The 20,214-nt window shown below is 71.7% G+C and carries 23 protein-coding genes; 7 read left to right on the top strand and 16 right to left on the bottom strand.

Annotation, left to right across the window (positions count from 1 at the left end; translation table 11 throughout):
• Positions 1 to 111: 111 nt before the first annotated feature.
• From ABZS40_RS27550 to recO, 3 genes are all read right to left on the bottom strand, one after another.
• Complete coding sequence (locus ABZS40_RS27550) at positions 112 to 297, bottom strand: hypothetical protein (protein ID WP_238660698.1); 186 nt, start codon at positions 295 to 297, stop codon at positions 112 to 114.
• A gap of 71 nt (positions 298 to 368) precedes the next feature.
• Entirely contained in the window at positions 369 to 1,181 is an 813-nt protein-coding gene (locus ABZS40_RS27555) for an isoprenyl transferase (RefSeq protein ID WP_091409745.1), read from the bottom strand.
• A 4-nt stretch (positions 1,182 to 1,185) separates the two neighbouring features.
• Entirely contained in the window at positions 1,186 to 2,052 is an 867-nt protein-coding gene (recO, locus tag ABZS40_RS27560) for a DNA repair protein RecO (RefSeq protein WP_354946403.1), read from the bottom strand.
• Between the two features lie 102 nt (positions 2,053 to 2,154).
• Between recO and ABZS40_RS27565 the strand changes: the two genes are divergently transcribed.
• Complete coding sequence (locus ABZS40_RS27565) at positions 2,155 to 2,964, top strand: DUF4097 family beta strand repeat-containing protein (protein ID WP_354946404.1); 810 nt, start codon at positions 2,155 to 2,157, stop codon at positions 2,962 to 2,964.
• Between the two features lie 76 nt (positions 2,965 to 3,040).
• On the opposite strand, the gene era is transcribed toward ABZS40_RS27565, so the two are convergent.
• The 7 genes from era to ABZS40_RS27600 all read right to left on the bottom strand — a co-directional run bounded on the left by era (position 3,041) and on the right by ABZS40_RS27600 (position 9,145).
• Complete coding sequence (gene era, locus ABZS40_RS27570) at positions 3,041 to 3,946, bottom strand: GTPase Era (protein WP_181548813.1); 906 nt, start codon at positions 3,944 to 3,946, stop codon at positions 3,041 to 3,043.
• Entirely contained in the window at positions 3,943 to 4,329 is a 387-nt protein-coding gene (locus ABZS40_RS27575; protein WP_112619633.1) for a cytidine deaminase, read from the bottom strand. The genes era and ABZS40_RS27575 overlap by 4 nt, the downstream gene beginning before the upstream one ends.
• Positions 4,322 to 5,746 carry a hemolysin family protein gene (locus tag ABZS40_RS27580; protein WP_354946463.1) on the bottom strand — a complete coding sequence of 475 codons (1,425 nt, stop codon included), beginning with the start codon at positions 5,744 to 5,746 and terminating at the stop codon, positions 4,322 to 4,324. The genes ABZS40_RS27575 and ABZS40_RS27580 overlap by 8 nt, the downstream gene beginning before the upstream one ends.
• On the bottom strand, positions 5,722 to 6,195 hold the full coding sequence (gene ybeY / locus ABZS40_RS27585; RefSeq protein ID WP_030491788.1) for an rRNA maturation RNase YbeY: 474 nt from the start codon (positions 6,193 to 6,195) through the stop codon (positions 5,722 to 5,724). The genes ABZS40_RS27580 and ybeY overlap by 25 nt, the downstream gene beginning before the upstream one ends.
• Positions 6,196 to 6,210: 15 nt before the next feature.
• On the bottom strand, positions 6,211 to 7,269 hold the full coding sequence (locus ABZS40_RS27590; RefSeq protein ID WP_354946405.1) for a PhoH family protein: 1,059 nt from the start codon (positions 7,267 to 7,269) through the stop codon (positions 6,211 to 6,213).
• Between the two features lie 131 nt (positions 7,270 to 7,400).
• Positions 7,401 to 8,789, bottom strand: coding sequence for a serine hydrolase domain-containing protein (locus tag ABZS40_RS27595; protein WP_354946406.1), 1,389 nt, complete (start codon positions 8,787 to 8,789; stop codon positions 7,401 to 7,403).
• A complete protein-coding gene (locus tag ABZS40_RS27600) occupies positions 8,786 to 9,145 on the bottom strand; it encodes a histidine triad nucleotide-binding protein (RefSeq protein ID WP_196919275.1) in 360 nt (119 codons plus the stop codon). The genes ABZS40_RS27595 and ABZS40_RS27600 overlap by 4 nt, the downstream gene beginning before the upstream one ends.
• 98 nt (positions 9,146 to 9,243) lie before the next feature.
• Here ABZS40_RS27600 and ABZS40_RS27605 point away from each other — a divergent pair, with 98 nt between their 5' ends.
• Positions 9,244 to 10,005 (top strand): SDR family oxidoreductase, encoded by a 762-nt coding sequence (locus ABZS40_RS27605; protein WP_354946407.1) that lies wholly within the window; start codon positions 9,244 to 9,246, stop codon positions 10,003 to 10,005.
• A gap of 72 nt (positions 10,006 to 10,077) precedes the next feature.
• Positions 10,078 to 10,989, top strand: coding sequence for a polyphosphate kinase 2 (ppk2, locus tag ABZS40_RS27610; RefSeq protein ID WP_354946408.1), 912 nt, complete (start codon positions 10,078 to 10,080; stop codon positions 10,987 to 10,989).
• A 19-nt stretch (positions 10,990 to 11,008) separates the two neighbouring features.
• On the opposite strand, the gene ABZS40_RS27615 is transcribed toward ppk2, so the two are convergent.
• From ABZS40_RS27615 to ABZS40_RS27630, 4 genes are all read right to left on the bottom strand, one after another.
• A complete protein-coding gene (locus ABZS40_RS27615) occupies positions 11,009 to 11,743 on the bottom strand; it encodes a 16S rRNA (uracil(1498)-N(3))-methyltransferase (RefSeq protein ID WP_354946409.1) in 735 nt (244 codons plus the stop codon).
• 1 nt (position 11,744) lies between these two features.
• Entirely contained in the window at positions 11,745 to 12,890 is a 1,146-nt protein-coding gene (gene dnaJ / locus ABZS40_RS27620; RefSeq protein ID WP_181518639.1) for a molecular chaperone DnaJ, read from the bottom strand.
• A gap of 75 nt (positions 12,891 to 12,965) precedes the next feature.
• On the bottom strand, positions 12,966 to 13,988 hold the full coding sequence (gene hrcA, locus ABZS40_RS27625; protein WP_354946410.1) for a heat-inducible transcriptional repressor HrcA: 1,023 nt from the start codon (positions 13,986 to 13,988) through the stop codon (positions 12,966 to 12,968).
• Positions 13,989 to 14,072: 84 nt separating this feature from the next.
• On the bottom strand, positions 14,073 to 14,216 hold the full coding sequence (locus ABZS40_RS27630; protein WP_354946411.1) for a hypothetical protein: 144 nt from the start codon (positions 14,214 to 14,216) through the stop codon (positions 14,073 to 14,075).
• On the opposite strand from ABZS40_RS27630, the gene ABZS40_RS27635 reads away from it, so the two are divergent.
• Positions 14,215 to 14,841 (top strand): DUF4870 domain-containing protein, encoded by a 627-nt coding sequence (locus tag ABZS40_RS27635; RefSeq protein WP_354946412.1) that lies wholly within the window; start codon positions 14,215 to 14,217, stop codon positions 14,839 to 14,841. The genes ABZS40_RS27630 and ABZS40_RS27635 overlap by 2 nt on opposite strands.
• 64 nt (positions 14,842 to 14,905) lie before the next feature.
• Here the strand turns inward: ABZS40_RS27635 and hemW are convergent, their stop codons facing one another.
• Positions 14,906 to 16,129 carry a radical SAM family heme chaperone HemW gene (gene hemW, locus ABZS40_RS27640; protein WP_354946413.1) on the bottom strand — a complete coding sequence of 408 codons (1,224 nt, stop codon included), beginning with the start codon at positions 16,127 to 16,129 and terminating at the stop codon, positions 14,906 to 14,908.
• Positions 16,130 to 16,148: 19 nt separating this feature from the next.
• On the opposite strand from hemW, the gene ABZS40_RS27645 reads away from it, so the two are divergent.
• Complete coding sequence (locus tag ABZS40_RS27645) at positions 16,149 to 16,958, top strand: enoyl-CoA hydratase-related protein (protein ID WP_354946464.1); 810 nt, start codon at positions 16,149 to 16,151, stop codon at positions 16,956 to 16,958.
• A 109-nt stretch (positions 16,959 to 17,067) separates the two neighbouring features.
• Here ABZS40_RS27645 and ABZS40_RS27650 read toward each other — a convergent pair whose 3' ends face one another.
• A complete protein-coding gene (locus ABZS40_RS27650) occupies positions 17,068 to 17,832 on the bottom strand; it encodes an SDR family NAD(P)-dependent oxidoreductase (RefSeq protein ID WP_354946414.1) in 765 nt (254 codons plus the stop codon).
• A gap of 321 nt (positions 17,833 to 18,153) precedes the next feature.
• Between ABZS40_RS27650 and ABZS40_RS27655 the strand changes: the two genes are divergently transcribed.
• Together ABZS40_RS27655 and ABZS40_RS27660 are read left to right on the top strand one after the other, a co-directional pair.
• Positions 18,154 to 19,014, top strand: coding sequence for a hypothetical protein (locus tag ABZS40_RS27655; protein WP_354946415.1), 861 nt, complete (start codon positions 18,154 to 18,156; stop codon positions 19,012 to 19,014).
• A gap of 221 nt (positions 19,015 to 19,235) precedes the next feature.
• The gene (locus tag ABZS40_RS27660) at positions 19,236 to 20,138 is read left to right on the top strand and encodes a phytanoyl-CoA dioxygenase family protein (RefSeq protein WP_354946416.1); all 903 of its coding nucleotides are present in this window, start codon (positions 19,236 to 19,238) and stop codon (positions 20,136 to 20,138) included.
• Positions 20,139 to 20,214 lie beyond the last annotated feature (76 nt).

Genomic DNA, 20,214 nt, shown 5'->3' on the forward strand with positions numbered 1-20,214 from the left:
CCCGCGTTGCAGACCCCCCCAAAACCCACCCCCCCCCCCCCCGCCCCACCGGAGTTGGCCCGCCCCGCCCCCGCCGCCCGGTTGGGGGGCGGCGCCGGTGGGTCTGGTCGATCAGAAGAAACGGCGGCGCTTGGCCTTCTGCGGACGCATCAGGTCCGCACCCTTTGTCAGCAACCGGGTCGCCCCGGAGGGACCACGACGGGCCTCCAGGGTGTGGCTGAGCCGGCGGGCGCCGGCCGCGGCCAGCGGCACCGCGATCGCCATCACCGCCCACTGGGCAATGCGCTTCTGGATCATGTGGGTTCACCTCCGTCAGTGGTTTCTGACGTCTCTGATACCCAGAGTGACGTGCGGGTAAGCGCGTCGGCTCAGATAACCGGGGCGACCGGGTTGGGCAGCGCACCGCCGAAGCGTCGGTCCCGCTGGGCGTACAACTCGCACGCGTACCAGAGGTGGCGGCGGTCGAAGTCGGGCCAGAGCGTGTCCAGGAAGACCAACTCGGCGTACGCGGTCTGCCAGAGCAGGAAGTTGGAGATCCGCTCCTCCCCGGAGGGGCGCAGGAACAGGTCCACCTCCGGGATCTCCGGGTGGTAGAGGTACTTCGCCACGGTCTTCTCGGTGACCTTCGCCGGGTCCAGCCGGCCGGCCGCCACGTCCCGCGCGATCGCGGCGGCGGCGTCACCGATCTCGGCCTGCCCGCCGTAGTTCACGCAGAACTGCAGGGTCAGCGTCGAGTTGTCGCGGGACATCTCCTCAGCGGTCTGCAACTCGGAGATGACGCTCTTCCACAGCCGACCGGGCCGCCCCGACCACACCACCCGTACGCCGAGGTCGACCAGCTGGTCACGGCGGCGACGGATCACGTCCCGGTTGAACCCCATCAGGAACCGGACCTCGTCGGGCGAGCGTCGCCAGTTCTCGGTGGAGAACGCGTACGCCGACAGGTACGGGATGCCCATCTCGATGGCGCCCTCGATGGTGTCGAAGAGGCTGTGCTCCCCCGCCTCGTGCCCCTTGGTGCGGGGCAGCCCGCGATCCTTGGCCCAGCGACCGTTGCCGTCCATCACCACCGCCACGTGCTTCGGCACCGCCTCGGTGGGCAGCGCCGGGGGGCGGGCCCCGGACGGGTGTGGCACCGGCGGCGTCGGCTCGCGCCGGCCGGCCTTCTTCGATCGGATCACTCGGTCACTCCCTGTTCGCGCCGTCCGCCCCGGCCTCGACGTCGCCGCGTGGCCGGAGCACCACGGCCCCGGTGCCCTCCGGCGGCGGGGCCGTGCCGGCCGCCGAGGAACCCCGGTCGACCAGCGGCAGCGAGCGTAGCGCGCGCTCCAGGTGCCACTGCAGGTGAGCCGCGACCAGCCCACTGCACTCCCGACGTACGGCGGCGTCGGTGGCGTCGGCGATCACCCAGTCGCCGGTGGTCAGCGCGGACATCAGATCGATGGTGGCCGGTGCGGGATGAGCCGCACCGGGTGGCCGACAATCCGGACAGACCGCGCCACCGGCCGGTACCGAGAACGCCCGGTGCCGCCCGGGTGTGCCGCAGACCGCGCAGGCGACCAGCGCCGGCGCCCAGCCGGCCAGGGACATCCCACGCAGCAGGTACGCGTCGAGCACCAGGGTGGTGGCGTGCTCGCCCCGGGACAGCGCCTTCAGCGCGCCGATGGTGAGCTGGAACAGCCGCAGCGACGGCTCCCGTTCCACCGGGGTCAGCCGCTCGGCGGTCTCGGCGATCGCGCTGGCCGCCGTGTAGCGCGGATAGTCGCCCAGGAACCGTTTGCCGTACAGCTCGATGCCCTCGACCTGGCTCACTGTGTGCAGGGAGCTGCCGTGGTTGCCCTTCGGGTCACCGGCGAGTTGGAGGTCGACGTGGCCGAACGGCTCCAGCCGGGCACCGAACTTGCTGGTGGTGCGGCGGATCCCTCGCGCCACCGCGCGCAGCCGGCCGTGCCGGCGGGTGAGCAGGGTGATGATCCGATCGGACTCGCCGAGCTTCTGCACACGCAGCACCACCGCGTCGTCGCGGTAGAGCTGTCGGCGATACCCGGCCATCGGGCCATTCTCCCTCGGGGTGTGAAATCAGGGTTGGTTCGGGGTGCAAGCGCGGATGAACCCCGATGCGGCCGACTCGTGCTCGGTCGTAGCGTGCTGGTCATGGCACTACAGCTGACCACCACCCCCCGCCGTCGTCGCGTCGCCGCTCCGGTCGCGCTAGGGCTCGCCACCACCCTCATCGTGCTCGCGGGGTGCGACAACCTGTCGTTCCGTCGGCTCGACTACGACAACACCGAGGCGGTCCGGATCACCACGGTCCGGCTCTCCGGAGGCTCGGGCGACGTGGTGATCCGCGGCACCGGCCCGGCGTCCGAGGTGCGGATCAAGCGGGTGGTGCGCTACCAGGGCGGCGAACCGGACAACGCCCGCTACGAGATCAAGGGCAGCGAGCTGGTGCTGGACACCGACTGCGGCTCGCGGTGCAGCATCTCCTACGAGGTGACGGTGCCCGAGGGCGTGGCGGTGCAGGGCGAGACCAGCTCCGGCAACGTCGAGCTGAGCCGGGTCGGCACCGTGGAGCTGCAGGTGAGCTCGGGCGACGTGCGGATCTCCGGCGCGTCCGGCGCGGTCGGGGTGGAAGCCCGCTCCGGCAACATCGAGGTGAGCGAGGCCGCCGCGGCGGTACGGCTGCGCGCCTCGTCCGGAGACATCACCGCACGCCGGCTGGGCGGCGCGGTCGACGCCGAGGCCAGCTCCGGCAATGTCAACGTGGAGCTGGACAAACCCGCCTCGGCCCGGGTCCACGCCTCCAGCGGTGACGTCACGCTGGTGGTGCCGCAGGGCAGCTACCGGGTCCGGTCCAACGCCGACTCCGGCGACGAGACCGTCACCGTCGCCGACAACCCGGCGGCGTCCCTGGTGCTCGACGGTTCGGCCGACAGCGGCAACCTCACGATCAGCGCGCGTTGACCTGAACCGCACGTGAACATCCAGCCGCCCGACCGAAGGCGATCGTGCCGCCGGTCGGGCACCACGACGAGGTGGGTCAGAAGCCCAGCTTGCGCAGTTGCCTCGGGTCGCGCTGCCAATCCTTCGCGACCCGCACGTGCAGGTCGAGGTAGACCCGACCGCCGAGCAGCTCCTCGATCTGCTTGCGGGCGTTGGTGCCGACCTCCTTGAGCCGACTCGCCTTGTGGCCGAGCACGATGGCCTTCTGGCTGGGCCGCTCCACGTACAGGTCGGCGTAGATCTTCATGACCTGACCCTCGGGGATCATCTCCTCCACCACCACGGCGATGGAGTGCGGCAGCTCGTCGCGGACCCCCTCCAGGGCTGCCTCCCGGATCAGCTCGGCGACCAGCACCTGCTCGGGATCGTCGGTGAGCATGTCGTCCGGGTAGAGCTGCGGCGACGGCGGCAGATATTTGGTCATCACCTCGACGAGGGTGTCCACCTGGTGCCCGGACACCGCGCTCACCGGCACGATCTCGGCGAACTCCCCCATCTTGCTGACCGCCAGCAGCTGCTCCGCCAGGCGACGCTTGTCCACCAGGTCGGTCTTGGTGACCACCGCCAGCACTGTCGCCTTCAACTCGGCCAGCTCGCCGGTGATGAACCGGTCACCGCGCCCGACCGGCTCGTCCGCCGGGATGCACAGGCCGATCACGTCGACCTCGGTCCAGGTGGACCGGACCAGGTCGTTGAGACGCTCGCCGAGCAGCGTACGGGGGCGGTGCAGGCCCGGCGTGTCGACGAGGACCAGCTGCGACTCCGGTCGGTGCAGCACCGCCCGGATGACGTGCCGGGTGGTCTGCGGCTTGTTCGAGGTGATGGCGATCTTGGTGCCGACGATGGCGTTGGTCAGCGTCGACTTGCCGGCGTTGGGACGACCGACGAAGCAGCCGAACCCGGCCCGGTACGGACGCGCCTCCGGATCCTGCACCGGGCTCACTGGGTCACCGTGCCGAGGACCGTGCCGTCCGGAGCGGCCACGTGGACCGGCGCGTCCGCCGCGAGGTCCCGTACCGCCGCGTGCCCGGCGCCGTCCAGCGTCGACGCCTCGGTCACCACCACCGCGGCCTCCAGCCGACTCGCCCCGGCCGCCACTGCCGAGGCGACCGCCAACTGCAACGCGGTGAGCGTCAGCGACGGCAGCGCGACACTGGCCGCCGCGTACGTCCGGCCGTCCTGGTCGCGGACCGCGGCGCCCTCCACGGCGCCGACCCGCGCGCGGGCTCCCCGGGCCAGGACGACGAGCTTGCCGTCCTCGGCGCTCAGTGCGCCCGACGCGGTGGGGGTGGGCCGGGCGGCAGGCGCGGCGGGTGTGTCAGGCATCGGCGGGTTGCCTCTCGTCGTCTCGATAGTTGTCCGTGTCGTCCCCGGGGCCGGCGTGCTCGCCGCGCCCCGCGGTGTCCTGCTCATCGCCCGGCTCCACCCGACTGACCAGGACGGTGTCGATCCGGTTGCGCCGGCCGGTGGTGCCCTCGGCGACCAGGCGGAGACCGGCGACCTCGGCCTCGGCACCCGGGATCGGCACCCGCCCGAGCGACTGGGCGAGCAGACCGCCGACCGTCTCCACCTCATCGGTGGGCAGGTCGGTGTCGAACATCTCGCCGAGATTCTCCACCGGCAGGCGGGCGGTCACCCGCACCGAGGAGTCCGCCAGACGTTCGACGGGCGGGCGCTCGACATCGTACTCGTCGGTGATCTCACCGACGATCTCCTCGAGGATGTCCTCGATGGTGACCAGACCGCCGGTGCCGCCGTACTCGTCGACCACGATGACCAGGTGATTGCGGGCTGCCTGCATCTCGGACAGCAGGTCGTCGACCGGCTTGGACTCCGGTACGAAGGTCGCCGGGCGCATCAACTCGGCCACCGGCAACTGCTCGGCCCCCGGGTCCCCGCCACGGGAGCGCCGGATCAGGTCCTTGAGGTAGAGCACCCCCAGCACGTCGTCGACGCTCTCGCCGATCACCGGGATGCGGGAGAAGCCGGAGCGCAGGAAGAGCACCAGCGCCTGCTCGAGCGTCTTGCCCTCCTCGATCCACACCATCTCCGTACGCGGCACCATCACCTCACGGGCGATGGTGTCGCCGAGCGCGAAGACGGAGTGGATCATCTGGCGCTCGCCGTGCTCGACAACGCCGCGCTGCTCGGCCAGGTCGACCAGCTCCCGCAACTCCACCTGGGTGGCGAACGGACCTTCCCGGAAACCGCGCCCCGGGGTGACCGCGTTGCCGATCAGGATCAGCAGCGACGCGAGCGGGTTGAGCGCCCGGCCCAGCCAGCGGACCAGCGGCGCCACCGCACGACCCACGGCGTAGGCGTGCTGCCGGCCGATGGTGCGCGGGGCGACGCCCACCACCACGAAGCTGACCACTGTCATCGCGCCGGCGGTCACCAGTGCGGCCCGCCAGCCGGCGCCGAAGCTGTCCACCGCCACGAGCGCCACCAGCGTGGTGGCGGTCAGCTCGGCGAGCAGCCGCAACAGCAGGAGCAGGTTGAGGTGCCGGACGACGTCGCCGGCGACGACCTGGAGGGTACGGGCGCCGCGCACGCCGTCGCGGGCCAGCTCGGCGGCTCGGGCCGGTGAGACCGCGGCGAGGGCCGCCTCGGTCATCGCGATCAGGCCGGCCAGCACCACCAGACCGGCCGCGAAGACGATCAGCTGAAAGTCGGGAAGGCCGGCGGTGGCGCCGGCCGCCAGTAACGGAGGAGTGGACATCACTGGGTGCGGGTCGACCGCCAGCTCGCCAGCAGCCGAGCCTGGAGTGCGAACATCTCCCGCTCCTCCTCCGGCTCGGCGTGGTCGTAGCCGAGCAGGTGCAGCACCCCGTGCACGGTGAGCAGGTGCAGCTCGTCGGCCGGCGCGTGCCCGGCGGTCGCGGCCTGCTTGGCCGCCACCTCCGGGCAGAGCACGATGTCGCCGAGCAGGGCGGGCTCGCCGCCGGCCGGTGCGGACTCACCCGGGCCGTGGTCGACGCTGCCCTCGTCCATGGGGAAGGCGAGCACGTCGGTCGGGCCGTCGCCACCCATCCAGCGGTGGTTCAGCTCGGTCATGTAGTCGATGTCGACCAGCAGCACTGACAGCTCGGCGAGGGGGTTGACCCCCATCTCGTCGAGGGCGTGCCGGGCGACGGCGAGCACGGCGTCGGTGTCGACGTCGACACCGGACTCGTTGGCGATCTCGATGGACAACTGCTTTCCTCTGCTTTAGCGGCGGCGGCCGGCCCGGCCGCCCTGGGCGGGTCGCCCAGGCACGGCGTGAACGCCCTGCGCCTGCTGGTTCTCCCGCTCGGCGTCCCAGCGGGCGTACGCGTCGACGATCTCCCCGACCAGCTGGTGGCGGACCACGTCGGAGCTGGACAACTGGGAGAAGTGCACGTCATCGACGTTTTCCAGGATCTCCCGAACCACCCGCAGGCCGCTGCTCGTCCCGCCGGGAAGGTCCACCTGGGTGATGTCACCGGTCACGACGATCTTGGAGTTGAAGCCGAGTCGGGTGAGGAACATCTTCATCTGCTCGGGCGTCGTGTTCTGCGCCTCGTCCAGGATGATGAACGCGTCAGAGAGCGTACGGCCCCGCATGTACGCCAGCGGGGCGACCTCGATCGTCCCCTGGGCCATCAGCTTGGGGATCGTCTCCGGGTCGAGCATCTCGTGCAGCGCGTCATAGAGAGGGCGCAGGTACGGGTCGATCTTCTCGTTGAGCGTGCCGGGCAGGAAGCCCAGTCGCTCGCCGGCCTCGACCGCCGGCCGGGTGAGAATGATCCGGTTGACCTGTTTGGCCTGCAACGCCTGGACGGCCTTCGCCATCGCCAGGTAGGTCTTTCCGGTGCCGGCCGGGCCGATGCCGAAGACGATGGTGTGGGTGTCGATCGCGTCGACGTATTTCTTCTGCCCGAGCGTCTTGGGGCGGATGGTGCGCCCGCGCCGGGAGAGGATGTTGAGTGTCAGGACCTCGGCGGGCCGCTCGGCGCTGCCCTGCTCGAGCATGCCGACGGTACGCCGGACGGCGTCACTGGTCAGGGTCTCGCCTTTCTCGATGAGTTCGAGGAGTTCGCTGAAGACCCGCTCGGCGAGGGCGTTGTCCGCGGGGTCACCGGTGATGGTGATCTCGTTGCCGCGGACGTGCACGTCACTGGTGACCGAGCGTTCGACGAGTCTGAGGATCTCGTCGCCTGCGCCGAGCAGATTGACCATGATCTTCGGGTCGGGCACGGTGATCCTGGTCTGCACCCGGGGCGGGCCGGGAGGTGGGGTGCCGGTCATAGGTTGGGCCGAAGGGCCCTGCGCCACCTGCTCTCGATCTCGGCGCCGGCCTGGTGGCCTGGCGTGCGGACGTTACACCCATCGTATCGGTTCAACGCCTGCCGCATCGCGCCCATTTCCGCTGGCCGCGATCAACTCCCGGCCCGGAAGTCGTACCGGTCGAAGGTCTCCTGATGGCGGGTGAACCGGTACGTCGCCCAGTGCATCCGGACCACCGCGCCGGCCTCGTCCCGGGTCAGCCGCAGCAGCTCACCGACCTCCCGACCGGAGACCACCCGGAACACGTCCGGCTGGTCCGGCAGCGGGGTGAAGATCGCCGGCGGACGTCCGGCCGGGTCACCGACCCCGCGCGCCCGCAGGGTGCCGTCGTGCCAGGAGAAGACGTACTCGGAGCCCTCACCCCACCAGCGGCCGAGCGCACCCCGCAGGGCCGCCGGCGCGGGCGCGCCGGCTCGCCAGGGCTCGATCTCTGCCGGATCGTGCTCGACCGCCGCGGCGAGCAGCCGGTGCGGCAGATCGAACACTTCGGTCGCCGTACCGGACGAGCCGAGCACCGCGGCACCCATCGCGCCTGCAGTGCCCTCACCGCCGCGGCGGCCGTACACCCCGGCGAGGAAGCCGGGCATCGCCCCGTCGTGCCCCACGTGCATCACCCGCTCCCCCTGCGGGATCAGGATCAGCCCAAGCCCGAAGCCCGCCCCCCAGAGCGTCTCGTCGGTGGTGGTCAGCGGCCAACGCATCTCGTCCAGCGTGGCCGGGGCGAGGACAGCGCCGGCCGGGTCCAGCGCCGCCGGGTCGGCCAGGAACGCCGCCCACCTGGCCATGTCGGTCGCGGTGCTCCAGAGCTGGGCGGCTGGGCCGACAGCGCCGAAGTCGGTCGGCGGTTCCGGGTACGCCTCGTCGGAGTACGCGTCGACCAGGAACCCGGTGGCCGCCGACGACCGTGGGGTCACAGTGGTGTCGGTCAGCCCCAGCGGCGTCAGGATCCGCTCGGTGAGCGCCTGCGCCCAACTCCCGCCCCGCAGCCGGGCGACGAGTTGCCCGAGTACGGCAACGCCCAGGTTGGAGTAGTGGAACCGCCGGCCGGTCGGCAGCACCCGCTCGGCCCGGTCCAACTCGGCGACCAGTTGGTCGTCGTCCGGTGCGCGCAGGCTGTCCCACACATCGCCGAACGGCTCGCGTTGCAGGCCACCGGTGTGCGACAGCAACCGGCGTACGGTCAGCTCGCCGTGCGCCGGAAGGTCCAGGTGCCGGCCCACCGGGTCGTCCAGGTCCAGCAAACCGTCGTCGCGGCACTGGAGGACCAGCACCGCGGTGAACGTCTTGGTGACCGAGCCGATCCGGAACTGGGTGCCCGGCCCCAGCGGGCTGTCGGTGCCGGTCTCGCCGACGGTGCGGCTCCAGAGCGGTCGGTCGGCCCGGTGCAGCGCCGCCGACACCGCCGGCACCCGGGCCTCGGCCTGCACCCGCCGGACCAACCGGTCCAGGTGGTCGTGCCCGCTGATGTTCGGCCCGCTCACGCCAGGTTCCGGGCGAGCATCGGGCCGAGCGGCGCACCACCGAGCAGGTGCGCGTGCGCGTGGAACACCTCCTGCCCGCCGTACGCGCCGGTGTTGAACATCAGCCGGAAACCGTCGCCGAGCAGGCCCTCGTCCTCGGCCACGGCGGCGGACGTCGCCAGCACGTCGGCGGCCAGCGCCGGGTCGCCCTGGGCCAGCGTGGCGACGTCGGCGTAGTGCTCCTTCGGAATGACCAGGACGTGCACCGGCGCCTTCGGGTCGATGTCGCGGAAGGCGAGTGTGGTGTCGGTCTCCCGGACCACGGTGGCCGGGATCTCCCCGGCGACGATGCGGCAGAACAGGCAGTCGGATCCCATCGGGGCAGTGTAAGGACCAACGGGCCGGGGTCGCGCCGGCGCCGCACGCGCCGACGGCCCGTTCGCAGGGACGGTACGGCTGAGGCAGGATGGCCGGCATGACGGATCGGGCGGTACTCGTGACCGGGGCCTCGCGCGGGATCGGCCGCGCGGTGGCGAAGGCGTTCGCAGCCGGCGGCGACCGGGTGGCCATCCACCACCGCGACTCCGCCGACGCGGCCGAGGAAGTGCGCGCGCAGCTGCCGGGCACCGGGCACGTGGTGGTCCGCGCCGACCTCACCGATCCGGACGCGGTCCGGGTCATGGTCGACCGGGCCGCCGAACAGCTCGGCGGGCTGGACGTGCTGGTCAACAACGCCGGGACGTACGGCGACCGCGACGACCCGCACCCGATCTTCGGCGCCTCGTACGAGGAGTGGCAGCAGCGCTGGCGGCAGGTGCTGGAGACCAACCTGACCGGCGCCGGCAACGTCATCTGGTGCGCCGCCCAGCACATGCGCGAACGCGGCGGGCGGATCGTCAACGTCTCGTCCCGTGGCGCGTTCCGCGGTGAGCCGCACCAGCCGGCGTACGGCGCCAGCAAGGCGGGGCTGAACGCGCTGGGTCAGTCCCTCGCGGTGGCGCTCGCGCCGTACGGCATCGCTGTCGCCACCGTCGCGCCGGGCTTCGTGGCGACCGACATGGTCACCGGGTACCTGCGCGGTGAGGAGGGCGCGGCAATCCGGGCGCAGAGCCCGTTCGACCGGGTGGGCCAACCGGAGGAGATCGCCGCCGCCGTGCACTGGCTGGCCTCGCCGCAGGCCGAGTGGGCCTCCGGCACGATCGTCGATCTCAACGGCGCCTCCTACCTGCGCAGCTGAGGTCGACATCGCAGGCATTCCACCCGCCCGGGGAGGTGGTTGACGGTTCGCGGGAGGGTAAGTCTCCTCGACATGGCCGACTCCGCGCTGCTGGACCTGACCGCCGACTACCGGGTGGCCGATGGCCACGACGACGACCCCGTCCTGCTCCGCCCCGACGGCACCCCCGTCGAGACCTGGCGCGAGGACTACCCGTACGACGAGCGACTGGACCGCGAGGAGTACGACCGCGACAAGCGGCTGCTCCAGATCGAGCTGCTGAAGCTCCAGGACTGGATCAAGGAGTCCGGCGAGCGCTTGGTGGTAATCTTCGAGGGCCGGGACGCCGCCGGCAAGGGCGGCACCATCAAACGCTTCATGGAGCACCTCAACCCGCGGGGCGCGTCGGTGGTGGCGCTCGCCAAGCCGGACGAGCGGGAAGCCGCCCAGTGGTACTTCCAGCGGTGGCTGGCGCACCTGCCGGCGGCCGGTGAGATCGTGCTGTTCGACCGTTCCTGGTACAACCGGGCCGGCGTGGAGCGGGTCATGGGCTTCTGCAGCCGCAAGGAGTACCTGGAGTTCCTGCGGCAGGCCCCGGAGCTGGAACGAATGCTGGTGCGTTCGGGCATCCGGCTGGTCAAGTTCTGGTTCTCCGTCTCCCAGAACGAGCAGCGCACCCGGTTCGCGATCCGCCAGGTCGACCCGGTCCGGCAGTGGAAGCTGTCCCCGATGGACATCGCCTCGCTCGACCGCTGGGACGAGTACACCGAGGCCAAGGAGGCAATGTTCTTCTGGACCGACACGGCCGACGCGCCGTGGACGGTGGTGAAGAGCAACGACAAGAAGCGGGCCCGCCTTGAGGCGATACGGCACGTGCTGCACCGCTTCGACTACACCGGCAAGGACCCCGAGGTGGTCGGCGCACCGGACCCGGAGATCATCGGGCCGGCGGGGCTGGATCTAGGGCCGGAGGAAGAGGTGGTGCCGGTGTTTCCCCGGCCCTAAATGGGCCCGAAGCCCACTGTCACCAGCGGCCGAGGCGGGCGGCGAGCACGCTGAGGGCCGCCACCCCGGCGGTGGAGGTGCGCAGCACGGCCGGCCCGAGGCGTACGGGTCGCCCGCCGGCCTCGGCGAAGGCGGTCAGCTCGGCCGGCGCGATGCCACCCTCCGGGCCGACCACCAGGACGATCTCGCCGGTGGCGGGCAACTCGGCTGTGGTGAGCCGGTCCTCGGCCTCCTCGTGCAGCACGAACCCGGCGGCGGCACCGGCGATCCGACGGGCCACCGTGGCGGTGGACTCGTCCGGCGCACCGGCCACCACCGGCAGCCACGGCCGGCGGGCCTGCTTGGCCGCCTCCCGGGCGGTGGCCACCCACTTCTCCCGGGCGCGTACGCCCCGGTCGCCGCGCCACTGGGTCACCGAGCGCGAGGCCGCCCAGGGCACGATCTCGTCGACCCCGACCTCGGTCATCGCCTGCACGGCCAGTTCGCCCCGGTCGCCCTTGGCGATGCCCTGCACTGTCACCAGCCGGGGTACTGGCGCGTCCGCGTACCCCCGGGAGGTGATGGTGACCTCCAGGCTGCCCCGGCCGACGGCCGTCACCACGGCGGCGGCCGTGCCACCCCGGCCATCGGCGAGCAGCAACTCCTCGCCGACGCGCAACCGCTGGACGGTGGCGGCGTGGTGCCCCTCCGGGCCGTCCACTGTCAGCGCGTCGCCGGTGGGCAGCGCCTCGACCAGGAACAGCGGTGCGGACACCTCAGGCGTGCCCGTTGAACGCATCGCGCATCCGGGAGAAGAAGCCGCCCTGCTTGGATAACTCGGCGACCTCCTCACCACGGGTCTTGGCGAAGTCGCGCAGCATCTTCTCCTGGTCCGGGTCGAGCTTGGTGGGCGTCCGCACGTCCAGGTGCACGTAGAGGTCGCCTCGGCCGGTGCCGCGCAGATGCGGCACGCCCCGGGCGCGCAGTCGCAGCGTGCTGGCCGGCTGGGTGCCGGCCTTGACGTCGACGGTCTCCTCGCTGTCCAGCGTCTTGATGGTCAGCCGGGTGCCCAGCGCCGCCGCCGTCATCGGCACTGTGACCCGGCAGTGCAGGTCGTCGCCCTTGCGGGAGTACACGTCGTGCGGGCGCTCGTGGATCTCCACGTAGAGGTCACCGGCGGTGCCGCCGCCGGGGCCCACCTCGCCCTGCTGGGCCAGCCGGATCCGCATGCCGTCCTCGACGCCGGCCGGGATCTTGACGGTCAGCGAGCGGCGGGTCCGCACCCGGCCGTCGCCGGCGCAGGTGGGGCAGGGGTGCGGGATGGTGGTGCCGTAGCCCTGGCACACGGTGCACGGCCGAGCGGAGACCACCTGGCCGAGGAAGGTGCGCTGCACCGACTGCACCTCGCCCCGACCGCCGCACGCCTCGCAGGTCGCCAGGTGCGTGCCGGCGGCCGTGCCGGCACCGGAGCAGGTGGTGCAGAGCACGGCGGTGTCGACGGTGATCGGGGCCTCGACGCCGAACGCCGTCTCGTGCAGGTCGAGTTCGAGCCGCAGGATCGCGTCGGCGCCCGGGCGGGTACGCGGGCGTGGGCCACGGGCGCCACCTCCGGCGCCACCGAAGAACGCGTCCATGATGTCCTGGAAACCGACGAACGGGCCGGCGCCTCCGGGGCCACCCGGGCCGCCGGCGCCGCCACCACCCGGGGCGAGCGGGTCGCCGCCGAGGTCGACGATCTGCCGCTTCCGGTCGTCCGAGAGGACCTCGTACGCGGCGTTGATGTCCTTGAACTTCTCCTGAGCCTCCGGGTCCGGGTTGACGTCCGGGTGGAACTGGCGCGCCAGCTTGCGGTAGGCGCGCTTGATCTCGTCATCGGAGGCTTCCCGGCTCACACCGAGAATGCCGTAGTAGTCCCTGGCCACTGCGTTCCGTGTCCTCATGTTCGTCTCGCGTTGCGCCGGTCGGCGGCCGCAGCCGGCCGCATCGGCCCTGACCAATCAGTTCTGGGCCAGCAACTCGCCCACGTAGCGTGCCACGGCGCGCACCGTGGCGATGTTGCCGGGGTAGTCCATCCGGGTGGGCCCCAGCACCCCCAGACCGCCCAGGATGGTGGTGCCCGGGCCGTACCCGGTGCTGACCACCGAGGCGGCGCGCAGGTTGTCGAACTCGTTCTCGTCGCCGATCAGCACCCGGGTCGTGCTCGGCTCGGTCTCACCGATGAGCTTGAGCAGCACGACCTCCTCCTCCAGAGCCTCGAGGATCGGCCGCAGGGAGCCCTGGAAGTCGAGCAGGCCGCCCCTGGTGAGGTTCGCGGTGCCGGCGAGCGCGATCCGCTCCTCGTGCCGCTCGACGAGCGTCTCCAGCAGGACTGTGGCGAGCGTGGTCATTGTCGGACGCAGCCCGGTCGGCGCTTCCTCGACCAGCGCCTGCACCAGCGGTGGCGTCTCGGACAGCCGAGCGTTGGCGAGCTTCTCGTTGATCAGGCGGCGCAGGTCGGTGACGTCGTCGGCGGGCACCGGCCCGGGCAACTCCACGAGTCGCTGCTCGACCCGCCCGGTGTCGGCGATCATGACGAGCATCAGCCGGGTGGTGGAGATCGGCACCAGCTCCAGGTGACGCACCGAGGAGCGGGCCAGGCTCGGGTACTGCACGACGGCGACCTGCCGGGTCAGCTGGGCGAGCAGTCGCACTGTGCGGTGCACCACGTCGTCGAGGTCGACCGCACCGACCAGGAAGCGCTCGATGGCCCGGCGCTCGGCCGGGCTGAGCGGCTTGACCCGAGACAACCTGTCGACGAAGAGGCGGTAGCCGCGGTCGGTGGGCACCCGGCCGGCACTGGTGTGCGGCTGCCGGATGTAGCCCTCCTCCTCCAGCACGGCCATGTCGTTGCGCACAGTGGCCGGGGAGACCCCGAGCTGGTGCCGCTCGACCAGCGCCTTGCTGCCGACCGGCTCCTGGGTGGAGACGTAGTCTTCGACGATGGCGCGGAGCACGGCGAGTTTCCGGTCGTCGAGACCCATCCTCCGCACCTCCTGTCGCACGTCGGCCGCCGGCGCTGTGGGCCGGCCGGGCCGTCCTGGCACTCGACTGTAACGAGTGCCAGTCTACGTCGGCGGACCCGCCGACGCGATGATCAACGGCCACCCGTCGGTGCGGCCCACGCCACCGGCGTTGAGCCGATCGGCCCGCACTGCCAGGCGGTGTCGCTCTGGTGCGGCGTTGCCACGGGCCCCTACCGTGACATCCATGACTGAACCTCCTCGCCCTCCCGGGTCGGGCGACCCCGGCAACTACCCGCCGGAGCCCACCTCCCCAGGCCCGTTCCCGTCCGCCGAGCCGCCCACCGCACCACTGTCCGGGGCGCCCGGCCCGGCCGGCTATCCCCCGGCCGGTGGCTATCCGCCGCCCACCGGTGACCAACCGCCGTCAGGCGGCTACCCTCCGGCAGGCAGCTACCCCCCGCCCGGGGGCTACCCCCCGCCCGGCGGCTACCCGGCCGGTGGGGCCTACGGCGGCCCCGGCGGCGGCTACGCCAACAACGAGGACAAGACCTGGGCGCTGGTCGCGCACTTCGGCGGCGCCCTCGGCGCGCTGGTCAGCTTCGGCCCGCTGGGCTTCGTCGCCCCGCTGATCGCCTACCTGGCCCGCGGCCAGCAGTCGCCGGCCGTCCGGGCGCACGCCCTCGCCGCCCTGAACTTCCAGATCCTCTGGTCGATCATCGCGTTCGTGCTGCTCTTCGTGAGCTGGTGCCTGCTCTTCCTGCCCAGCATCGCCGTCGTGGTGATCCAGATCCTGTTCGGGATCATCGCCGGCATGAAGGCCAACGAGGGCACCCCGTACCGCTACCCGATGACGGCCAACTTCATCAAGTGAACCGGGCCGGCCGCTCCCCCGGCCGGACCGGTTCACCGCTGCCCCTCCTCCGGGGCTGGGCCACTCAGGGCAGCAGGTCGCGGACGACCGCGTCGGCGAGCAGCCGCCCGCGCACTGTGAGCACCGCCCGGCCGGCGGCGTACTCGTCGGCGGCCAGCAGGCCGCCGGCGAGCGCCTGTTCGGCGCCGGCCCGGCCGGTGGCGTCGAGCACCGCCAGCGGGAGGCCGCTGGCCAGCCGCAGCCGGAGCATCACGTCCTCCATGTGGGCCTCGTCGACAGTGAGCACCTCCCGCGCCAGGCCGGGAGACGCGCCGGCGGCCAACCGCTGAGCGTACGCCGAGGGGTGCTTCACGTTCCACCAGCGCACCCCACCGACGTGGCTGTGCGCCCCCGGCCCCAGCCCCCACCAGTCCGCGCCGGTCCAGTAGAGCAGGTTGTGCCGGCAGCGGGCCTCCTCGGTGCGGGCCCAGTTGGAGACCTCGTACCAGGAGAGCCCGGCCGCGTCGAGCGCGGCCTCCGCGGCCAGGTAGCGGTCCGCGGCCACGTCGTCACTGGGGTACGCCAGCTCGCCGCGCCGCATCCGGGCGGCGAGCCGGGTGCCGTCCTCGACGATCAGGGCGTACGCGCTGACGTGGTCCACCCCGGCGGCCACGACCTGCTCCAGCGAGGCGGCGAAGTCCTCGGCCCGCTCCCCGGGGGTGCCGTAGATCAGGTCAAGGTTGACGTGCTCGAACCCGGCGTCACGCGCCTCCAGGGCGGCGGCGGTGGCCCGGCCGGCGCTGTGTTTGCGGTCGAGGATCGCCAGCACCCCCGGGGAGGCGGACTGCATGCCCAGCGAGATCCGGGTGTAGCCGGCGGCCCGCAGCAGCTTCAACGATTCCGGGGTGACCGACTCGGGGTTGGCCTCGGTGGTCACTTCGGCATCGGCGGCCAGCCCCCAGGTGCTGTCGATGCCGTCGAGGATGCGGGCCAGGTCGTCGGCGGGGAGCAGAGTGGGCGTGCCGCCGCCGACGAAGACGGTGTCGACCCGGGGCGGCGGGGTGTCGCCGAGCACCCGGGCGGCGAGCGTCAGCTCGGCCAGGACGGTGTCGGCGTACCCCTCGCGGCTGGCGCCGCCGCCCAGTTCGGAGGCGGTGTAGGTGTTGAAGTCGCAGTAACCGCAGCGGCTGGCGCAGAACGGGACGTGCACGTACACGCCGAAGCCACGCGCGCCGACCGCCGTGGTGGCGGTGGCGGGCAACGATCCGTCGACGGGGACGGTCTCACCATCTGGAAGGACGCCGGGCATGGCCACTAGTGTGCCCGGCATGACCTCTCCCGACGTCCTCGTGCGGGTCGCCACGGCCCGCGGGGTGACCACCCTCACCCTCGACAGCCCGCACAACCGCAACGCGCTCTCCACCGGCCTGATGACCCAACTGCTGGCCGGGCTGGCGGACGCGGTCGCCGACGAGGCGGTCCGAGTGATCGTGCTCGACCACACCGGCCCGGTCTTCTGCTCCGGCGCGGACCTGAAGGAGACCGCCGCGGCGTACGCCAGCGGCACGGTGCCGGCCGGAATGCTGGGTGACGTGCTCGCGGCGCTCTGGGAGTGCCCGAAGCCGGTGCTGGCGCGGGTCGGCGGTCCGGCGCGGGCCGGTGGGCTTGGCCTGATCGCCGCCGCCGACCTGGCGGTCTGCGCCGACGAGGCGACCTTCGCGTTCACCGAGGTACGCATCGGGGTGATCCCGGCGGTGATCTCGGCGACCGTGCTGCCCCGGCTGCACGCCCGCGCCGCCGCCGAGCTGTACCTGACCGGCGACACCTTCGACGGCCGCCGCGCCGCCGAGATCGGCCTGGTGACCGCCTCGGTCCCGGCGGACGGGCTGGACGACGCGGTACGGGGCTACTGCGACTCGCTGGTGCGCGGCGCGCCCGGGGCGCTGGCCGGCGCGAAGGAGCTGCTGCGCCGACCGGGTACCGCCGAGCTGCGCGCCGACCTGGCCCGGCTCTCCGCCGTCTCGACCGGCTACTTCCTGTCCGACGAGGGACGCGAGGGGGTGACGGCCTTCCGCGAGAAGCGATTGGCACGATGGGTGGCCGCGCTGGACGGCGGCTCCGCCGGTCAGGCCGGGTAGGCGTTGCTGTTCGTCGTCCTTTGCTCTGCTTCAACCAGCGCAACACTCGCCGTCCGGATAGCGGACAGATGGTGTTGCGTCCGCTGAAGCAGAGCAAAGGACACACGGGTCACCAGGCGGTCGCGCCGCCGTCGACCGGGTAGTTCGCCCCGGTGATGTACGACGCCCGATCGGAGGCGAGGAAGACCACCAGCTCGACGACCTCCTCGGGGCGCGCGAAGCGCTTGAGGAGCGTCTTGGCGGTGATGGCGTCCCGCGCCTCCTGGTTGTCACCGAGGTCGCGTTCGCTGGCCGGGGTGAGGGTGGGCCCGGGGCTGACCGCCACCGCCCGGATGCCGTGGGGCGCGCCTTCGAGGGCGAGCTGTCGCGTCATGCCGATGATGCCGGCGTTCGCGGCGGTGTGACCGACCATCGGCGGGACGTGGCCGCCGATCGAGCCGGCCATGGAGGCGGCGCTGATGATGACACCGCCACCGCGCCTGACCAGGTGCGGCCAGGCGAACTTCGACACGAAGTACGGAATGTCGAGTTCTCCGGTGATGGTGTAGCGCCAGTCCTCCACCGAGAAGTCGGGCATCGGGCCGAAGCGGAGCGCGGCTGCGTTGTTGTAGACCACGTCGAGCCCGCCGTAGGCGGCCGCGGCGTCGTCGACGAGCTTGCGTACCTGCTCGGGGTCGGTGAGGTCGACCGGTGCGATGCCGGTCATCTCGCCGCCGGCGCGACGGACGAGTTCGACGGTCTCGTCGTTACCGGCGACCTGGAGGTCGGCCCCGACGACACTGGCGCCCTCGCGGGCGAAGGTCAGCGCCGCGACGCGGCCCAGCCCACCGCCGGTGCCGGTGATCAGGACGACCTTGCCATCGAGCGTTCCCATGGAACTCCTCCTCGGTTGACGACCGACGCGCCCGGTATGGGTGGTAGGTCGGATTGATATGTCAACTGGGTCAAGTCCTTGACCGGTCAAACGCTTCCCGTTGTCGCTTACCCGGTGACGCTCACGACAGCCCCGCACCGGGGCCTGTGACAGATCGTTGCGGCAGGTGAGATCGCGACCGGAGCGGGAACGTCGCCAACCGGTACGCGACAGCGGAGCCGCCCCCGAACCGGTCGGAGTCGGCCAGGCTGGGCCCGAACCACTCGGACGACCCGCAGAGGGCCTGCGGGGACGTACGCTTGGCGAACTGTCGATCTGGGGGTGTGGGTGCGAACTCGGGCAACCGTGGCGGGTGGAGTGGTGCTCATCCTCGTCGCCGTGATCGCGATCTGGCTCGTCGTACGGCAGGTGGGCGACAACCTCAGGTTGCCGTTGGTGGCACGGAAGTGCACAGTGCAGGCCGACGGACGGGTCGCGCTGGACGCCGACCAGATGGCCAACGCCGCGACCATCGCCGCGATCGGCGCGAAGCGCGGAATGCCCGAGCGGGCCGTCGTGGTCGCGCTCGCCACCGCCTACCAGGAATCCGGGCTGCGCAACCTCGCCGACGGCGACCGCGACTCGATCGGCCTGTTCCAGCAGCGGCCGAGCCAGGGCTGGGGCACGCCGGCGCAGATTCGCGACCCGCGCTATGCGGCCAACCGGTTCTACGCGGCCCTGAAGAAGGTGCGCGGCTGGGAGAAGATGCGGGTCACCGATGCCGCCCAGCGGGTGCAGCGCTCGGCGTTCCCCGAGGCGTACCAGAAGTGGTCCGACGACTCCGAGGTGCTCAGCCGGGCCCTGCTCGGCGACGCCAGCGGCGCGGTCGCCTGCTCGGTGGGTCGTATCCCGGCGATGCACGGCGCGGCGGCGGCCGCGCAGCTGACCCGCAACCTGGTGCTCGACTGGGGGTTGAAGGGCACCGACCCGACCGACCCGACCGGCTTGGCGGTGACTCCGGGCGACCAGCGCGACGGCTGGCGCTACGCGCACTGGCTGGTCTCGCACGCCCAGGACCACGGGGTGAAGTGGGTCCGCTTCGGCGACCTGGAGTGGACCGCCCGCGACGGCTCGTGGGGCCGGGTGGACGGTCGGCAGAGCCCTGCCGGCCAGGTGGTCGCCGAGGTGTTCAACGAGGGTTGACCGACCCGGATCTCTTAACCGGCAGTCACCGCACAATCGGGCAATAATCGCCAAATCGCACTATTGATCACCCCGATCTCACCCTGTGCGTTTCTCTCACTGCGTGGGGTCCCACCGTGGCCCAATCCCGCACCACACCCTCCCCGACGTCGGGACAGCCGCGTTACGATCGGCGGCCTGTGCCAGAAAAGGTTTCACCTCATGGGGAGGGGTACGACGCGGTGTTCGATTACGGCGACCGGACCGGTTACGAACCGATCAGCGACACTGACCGCAAGGAGTTCCACGAGCAGGGCTTCCTCCTGCTGCGCAACGTCCTGACGGAGGACCACCGGGCGGCGCTGGAGGCGGCGGTCGACCGCGTCTACGCGGAGGAGCAGGCGAAGGGCACCACCAAGAAGGACGGGACCCTGCACCTGCTGGGCTTCCTGGAGCGCGACGAGCTCTTCGGTGAGCTGCTGACCCACCCGATCGCCTTCCCGTACATGTGGGGGCTGGCCGGCTGGAACATCTACACCCACCACAACCACCTGGACGTCACCCCGCCGGCCGCCGAGCCGGAGAAGCCGTACTGGGGTTGGCACCAGGACGGGTACCGGCAGAACTCCGACCCGGAGACGATGGACCCGAACCTGCCTCGGCCGATGTTCTCGCTGAAGGTCGCGTACGTGCTGTCGGACCTCTCCGAGACCGGCCGCGGCGCCACCAAGGTCATCCCGGGCAGCCACCTGAAGAACTCGCTGCCCCGGCCGGCGGACCTCACGGTCCAGAACCCCGACCCGGAGGGCACGGTGGAGATCACCGCCAACCCGGGCGACGCCTTCATCTTCGACCGCCGGCAGTGGCACTCGCGGTCGACGAACCTGTCGGCCATCACCCGCAAGATGCTCTTCGTCGGCTACACCTACCGGTGGATCCGTCCGCTGGACGAGCTGCACCCCGACGTGAACGGCGAGTGGTACCGCAACCGCACCCCGGTGCAGCGCCAGCTGATCGGTGAGGGCACCCACACCGCCAACTACTGGGGCATCAACTGGGACGGGTACGTCGACGACGAGATCCCGCTCCGCAAGGAGCTCATGGAGCGCGGTCAGCTCGACCGCAACATCCCCTGGCTCCGCTGATCCACTGCTCGTAGGACGGCCCCCTGCCAACGTTCAGCGATGGCGGGGGGCCGTTCCACTCGATCCTGGATCGAGC

Origin of the sequence: Micromonospora sp. NPDC005324, assembly GCF_040607155.1 — a bacterium.
GTDB classification, from domain to species: Bacteria; Actinomycetota; Actinomycetes; order Mycobacteriales; family Micromonosporaceae; genus Micromonospora; species Micromonospora trifolii.

Coding starts and splice junctions, on each gene's coding strand:
- ABZS40_RS27550 (WP_238660698.1), bottom strand. CDS start 297: ATGATCCAGAAGCGCATTGCCCAGTGGGCGGTGATGGCGATCGCGGTG.
- recO (WP_354946403.1), bottom strand. CDS start 2,052: ATGGCCGGGTATCGCCGACAGCTCTACCGCGACGACGCGGTGGTGCTG.
- ABZS40_RS27565 (WP_354946404.1), top strand. CDS start 2,155: ATGGCACTACAGCTGACCACCACCCCCCGCCGTCGTCGCGTCGCCGCT.
- ABZS40_RS27575 (WP_112619633.1), bottom strand. CDS start 4,329: ATGCCTGACACACCCGCCGCGCCTGCCGCCCGGCCCACCCCCACCGCG.
- ABZS40_RS27590 (WP_354946405.1), bottom strand. CDS start 7,269: ATGACCGGCACCCCACCTCCCGGCCCGCCCCGGGTGCAGACCAGGATC.
- ABZS40_RS27600 (WP_196919275.1), bottom strand. CDS start 9,145: ATGGGATCCGACTGCCTGTTCTGCCGCATCGTCGCCGGGGAGATCCCG.
- ABZS40_RS27605 (WP_354946407.1), top strand. CDS start 9,244: ATGACGGATCGGGCGGTACTCGTGACCGGGGCCTCGCGCGGGATCGGC.
- ppk2 (WP_354946408.1), top strand. CDS start 10,078: ATGGCCGACTCCGCGCTGCTGGACCTGACCGCCGACTACCGGGTGGCC.
- hrcA (WP_354946410.1), bottom strand. CDS start 13,988: ATGGGTCTCGACGACCGGAAACTCGCCGTGCTCCGCGCCATCGTCGAA.
- ABZS40_RS27635 (WP_354946412.1), top strand. CDS start 14,215: ATGACTGAACCTCCTCGCCCTCCCGGGTCGGGCGACCCCGGCAACTAC.
- ABZS40_RS27630 (WP_354946411.1), bottom strand. CDS start 14,216: ATGGATGTCACGGTAGGGGCCCGTGGCAACGCCGCACCAGAGCGACAC.
- hemW (WP_354946413.1), bottom strand. CDS start 16,129: ATGCCCGGCGTCCTTCCAGATGGTGAGACCGTCCCCGTCGACGGATCG.
- ABZS40_RS27645 (WP_354946464.1), top strand. CDS start 16,149: ATGACCTCTCCCGACGTCCTCGTGCGGGTCGCCACGGCCCGCGGGGTG.
- ABZS40_RS27650 (WP_354946414.1), bottom strand. CDS start 17,832: ATGGGAACGCTCGATGGCAAGGTCGTCCTGATCACCGGCACCGGCGGT.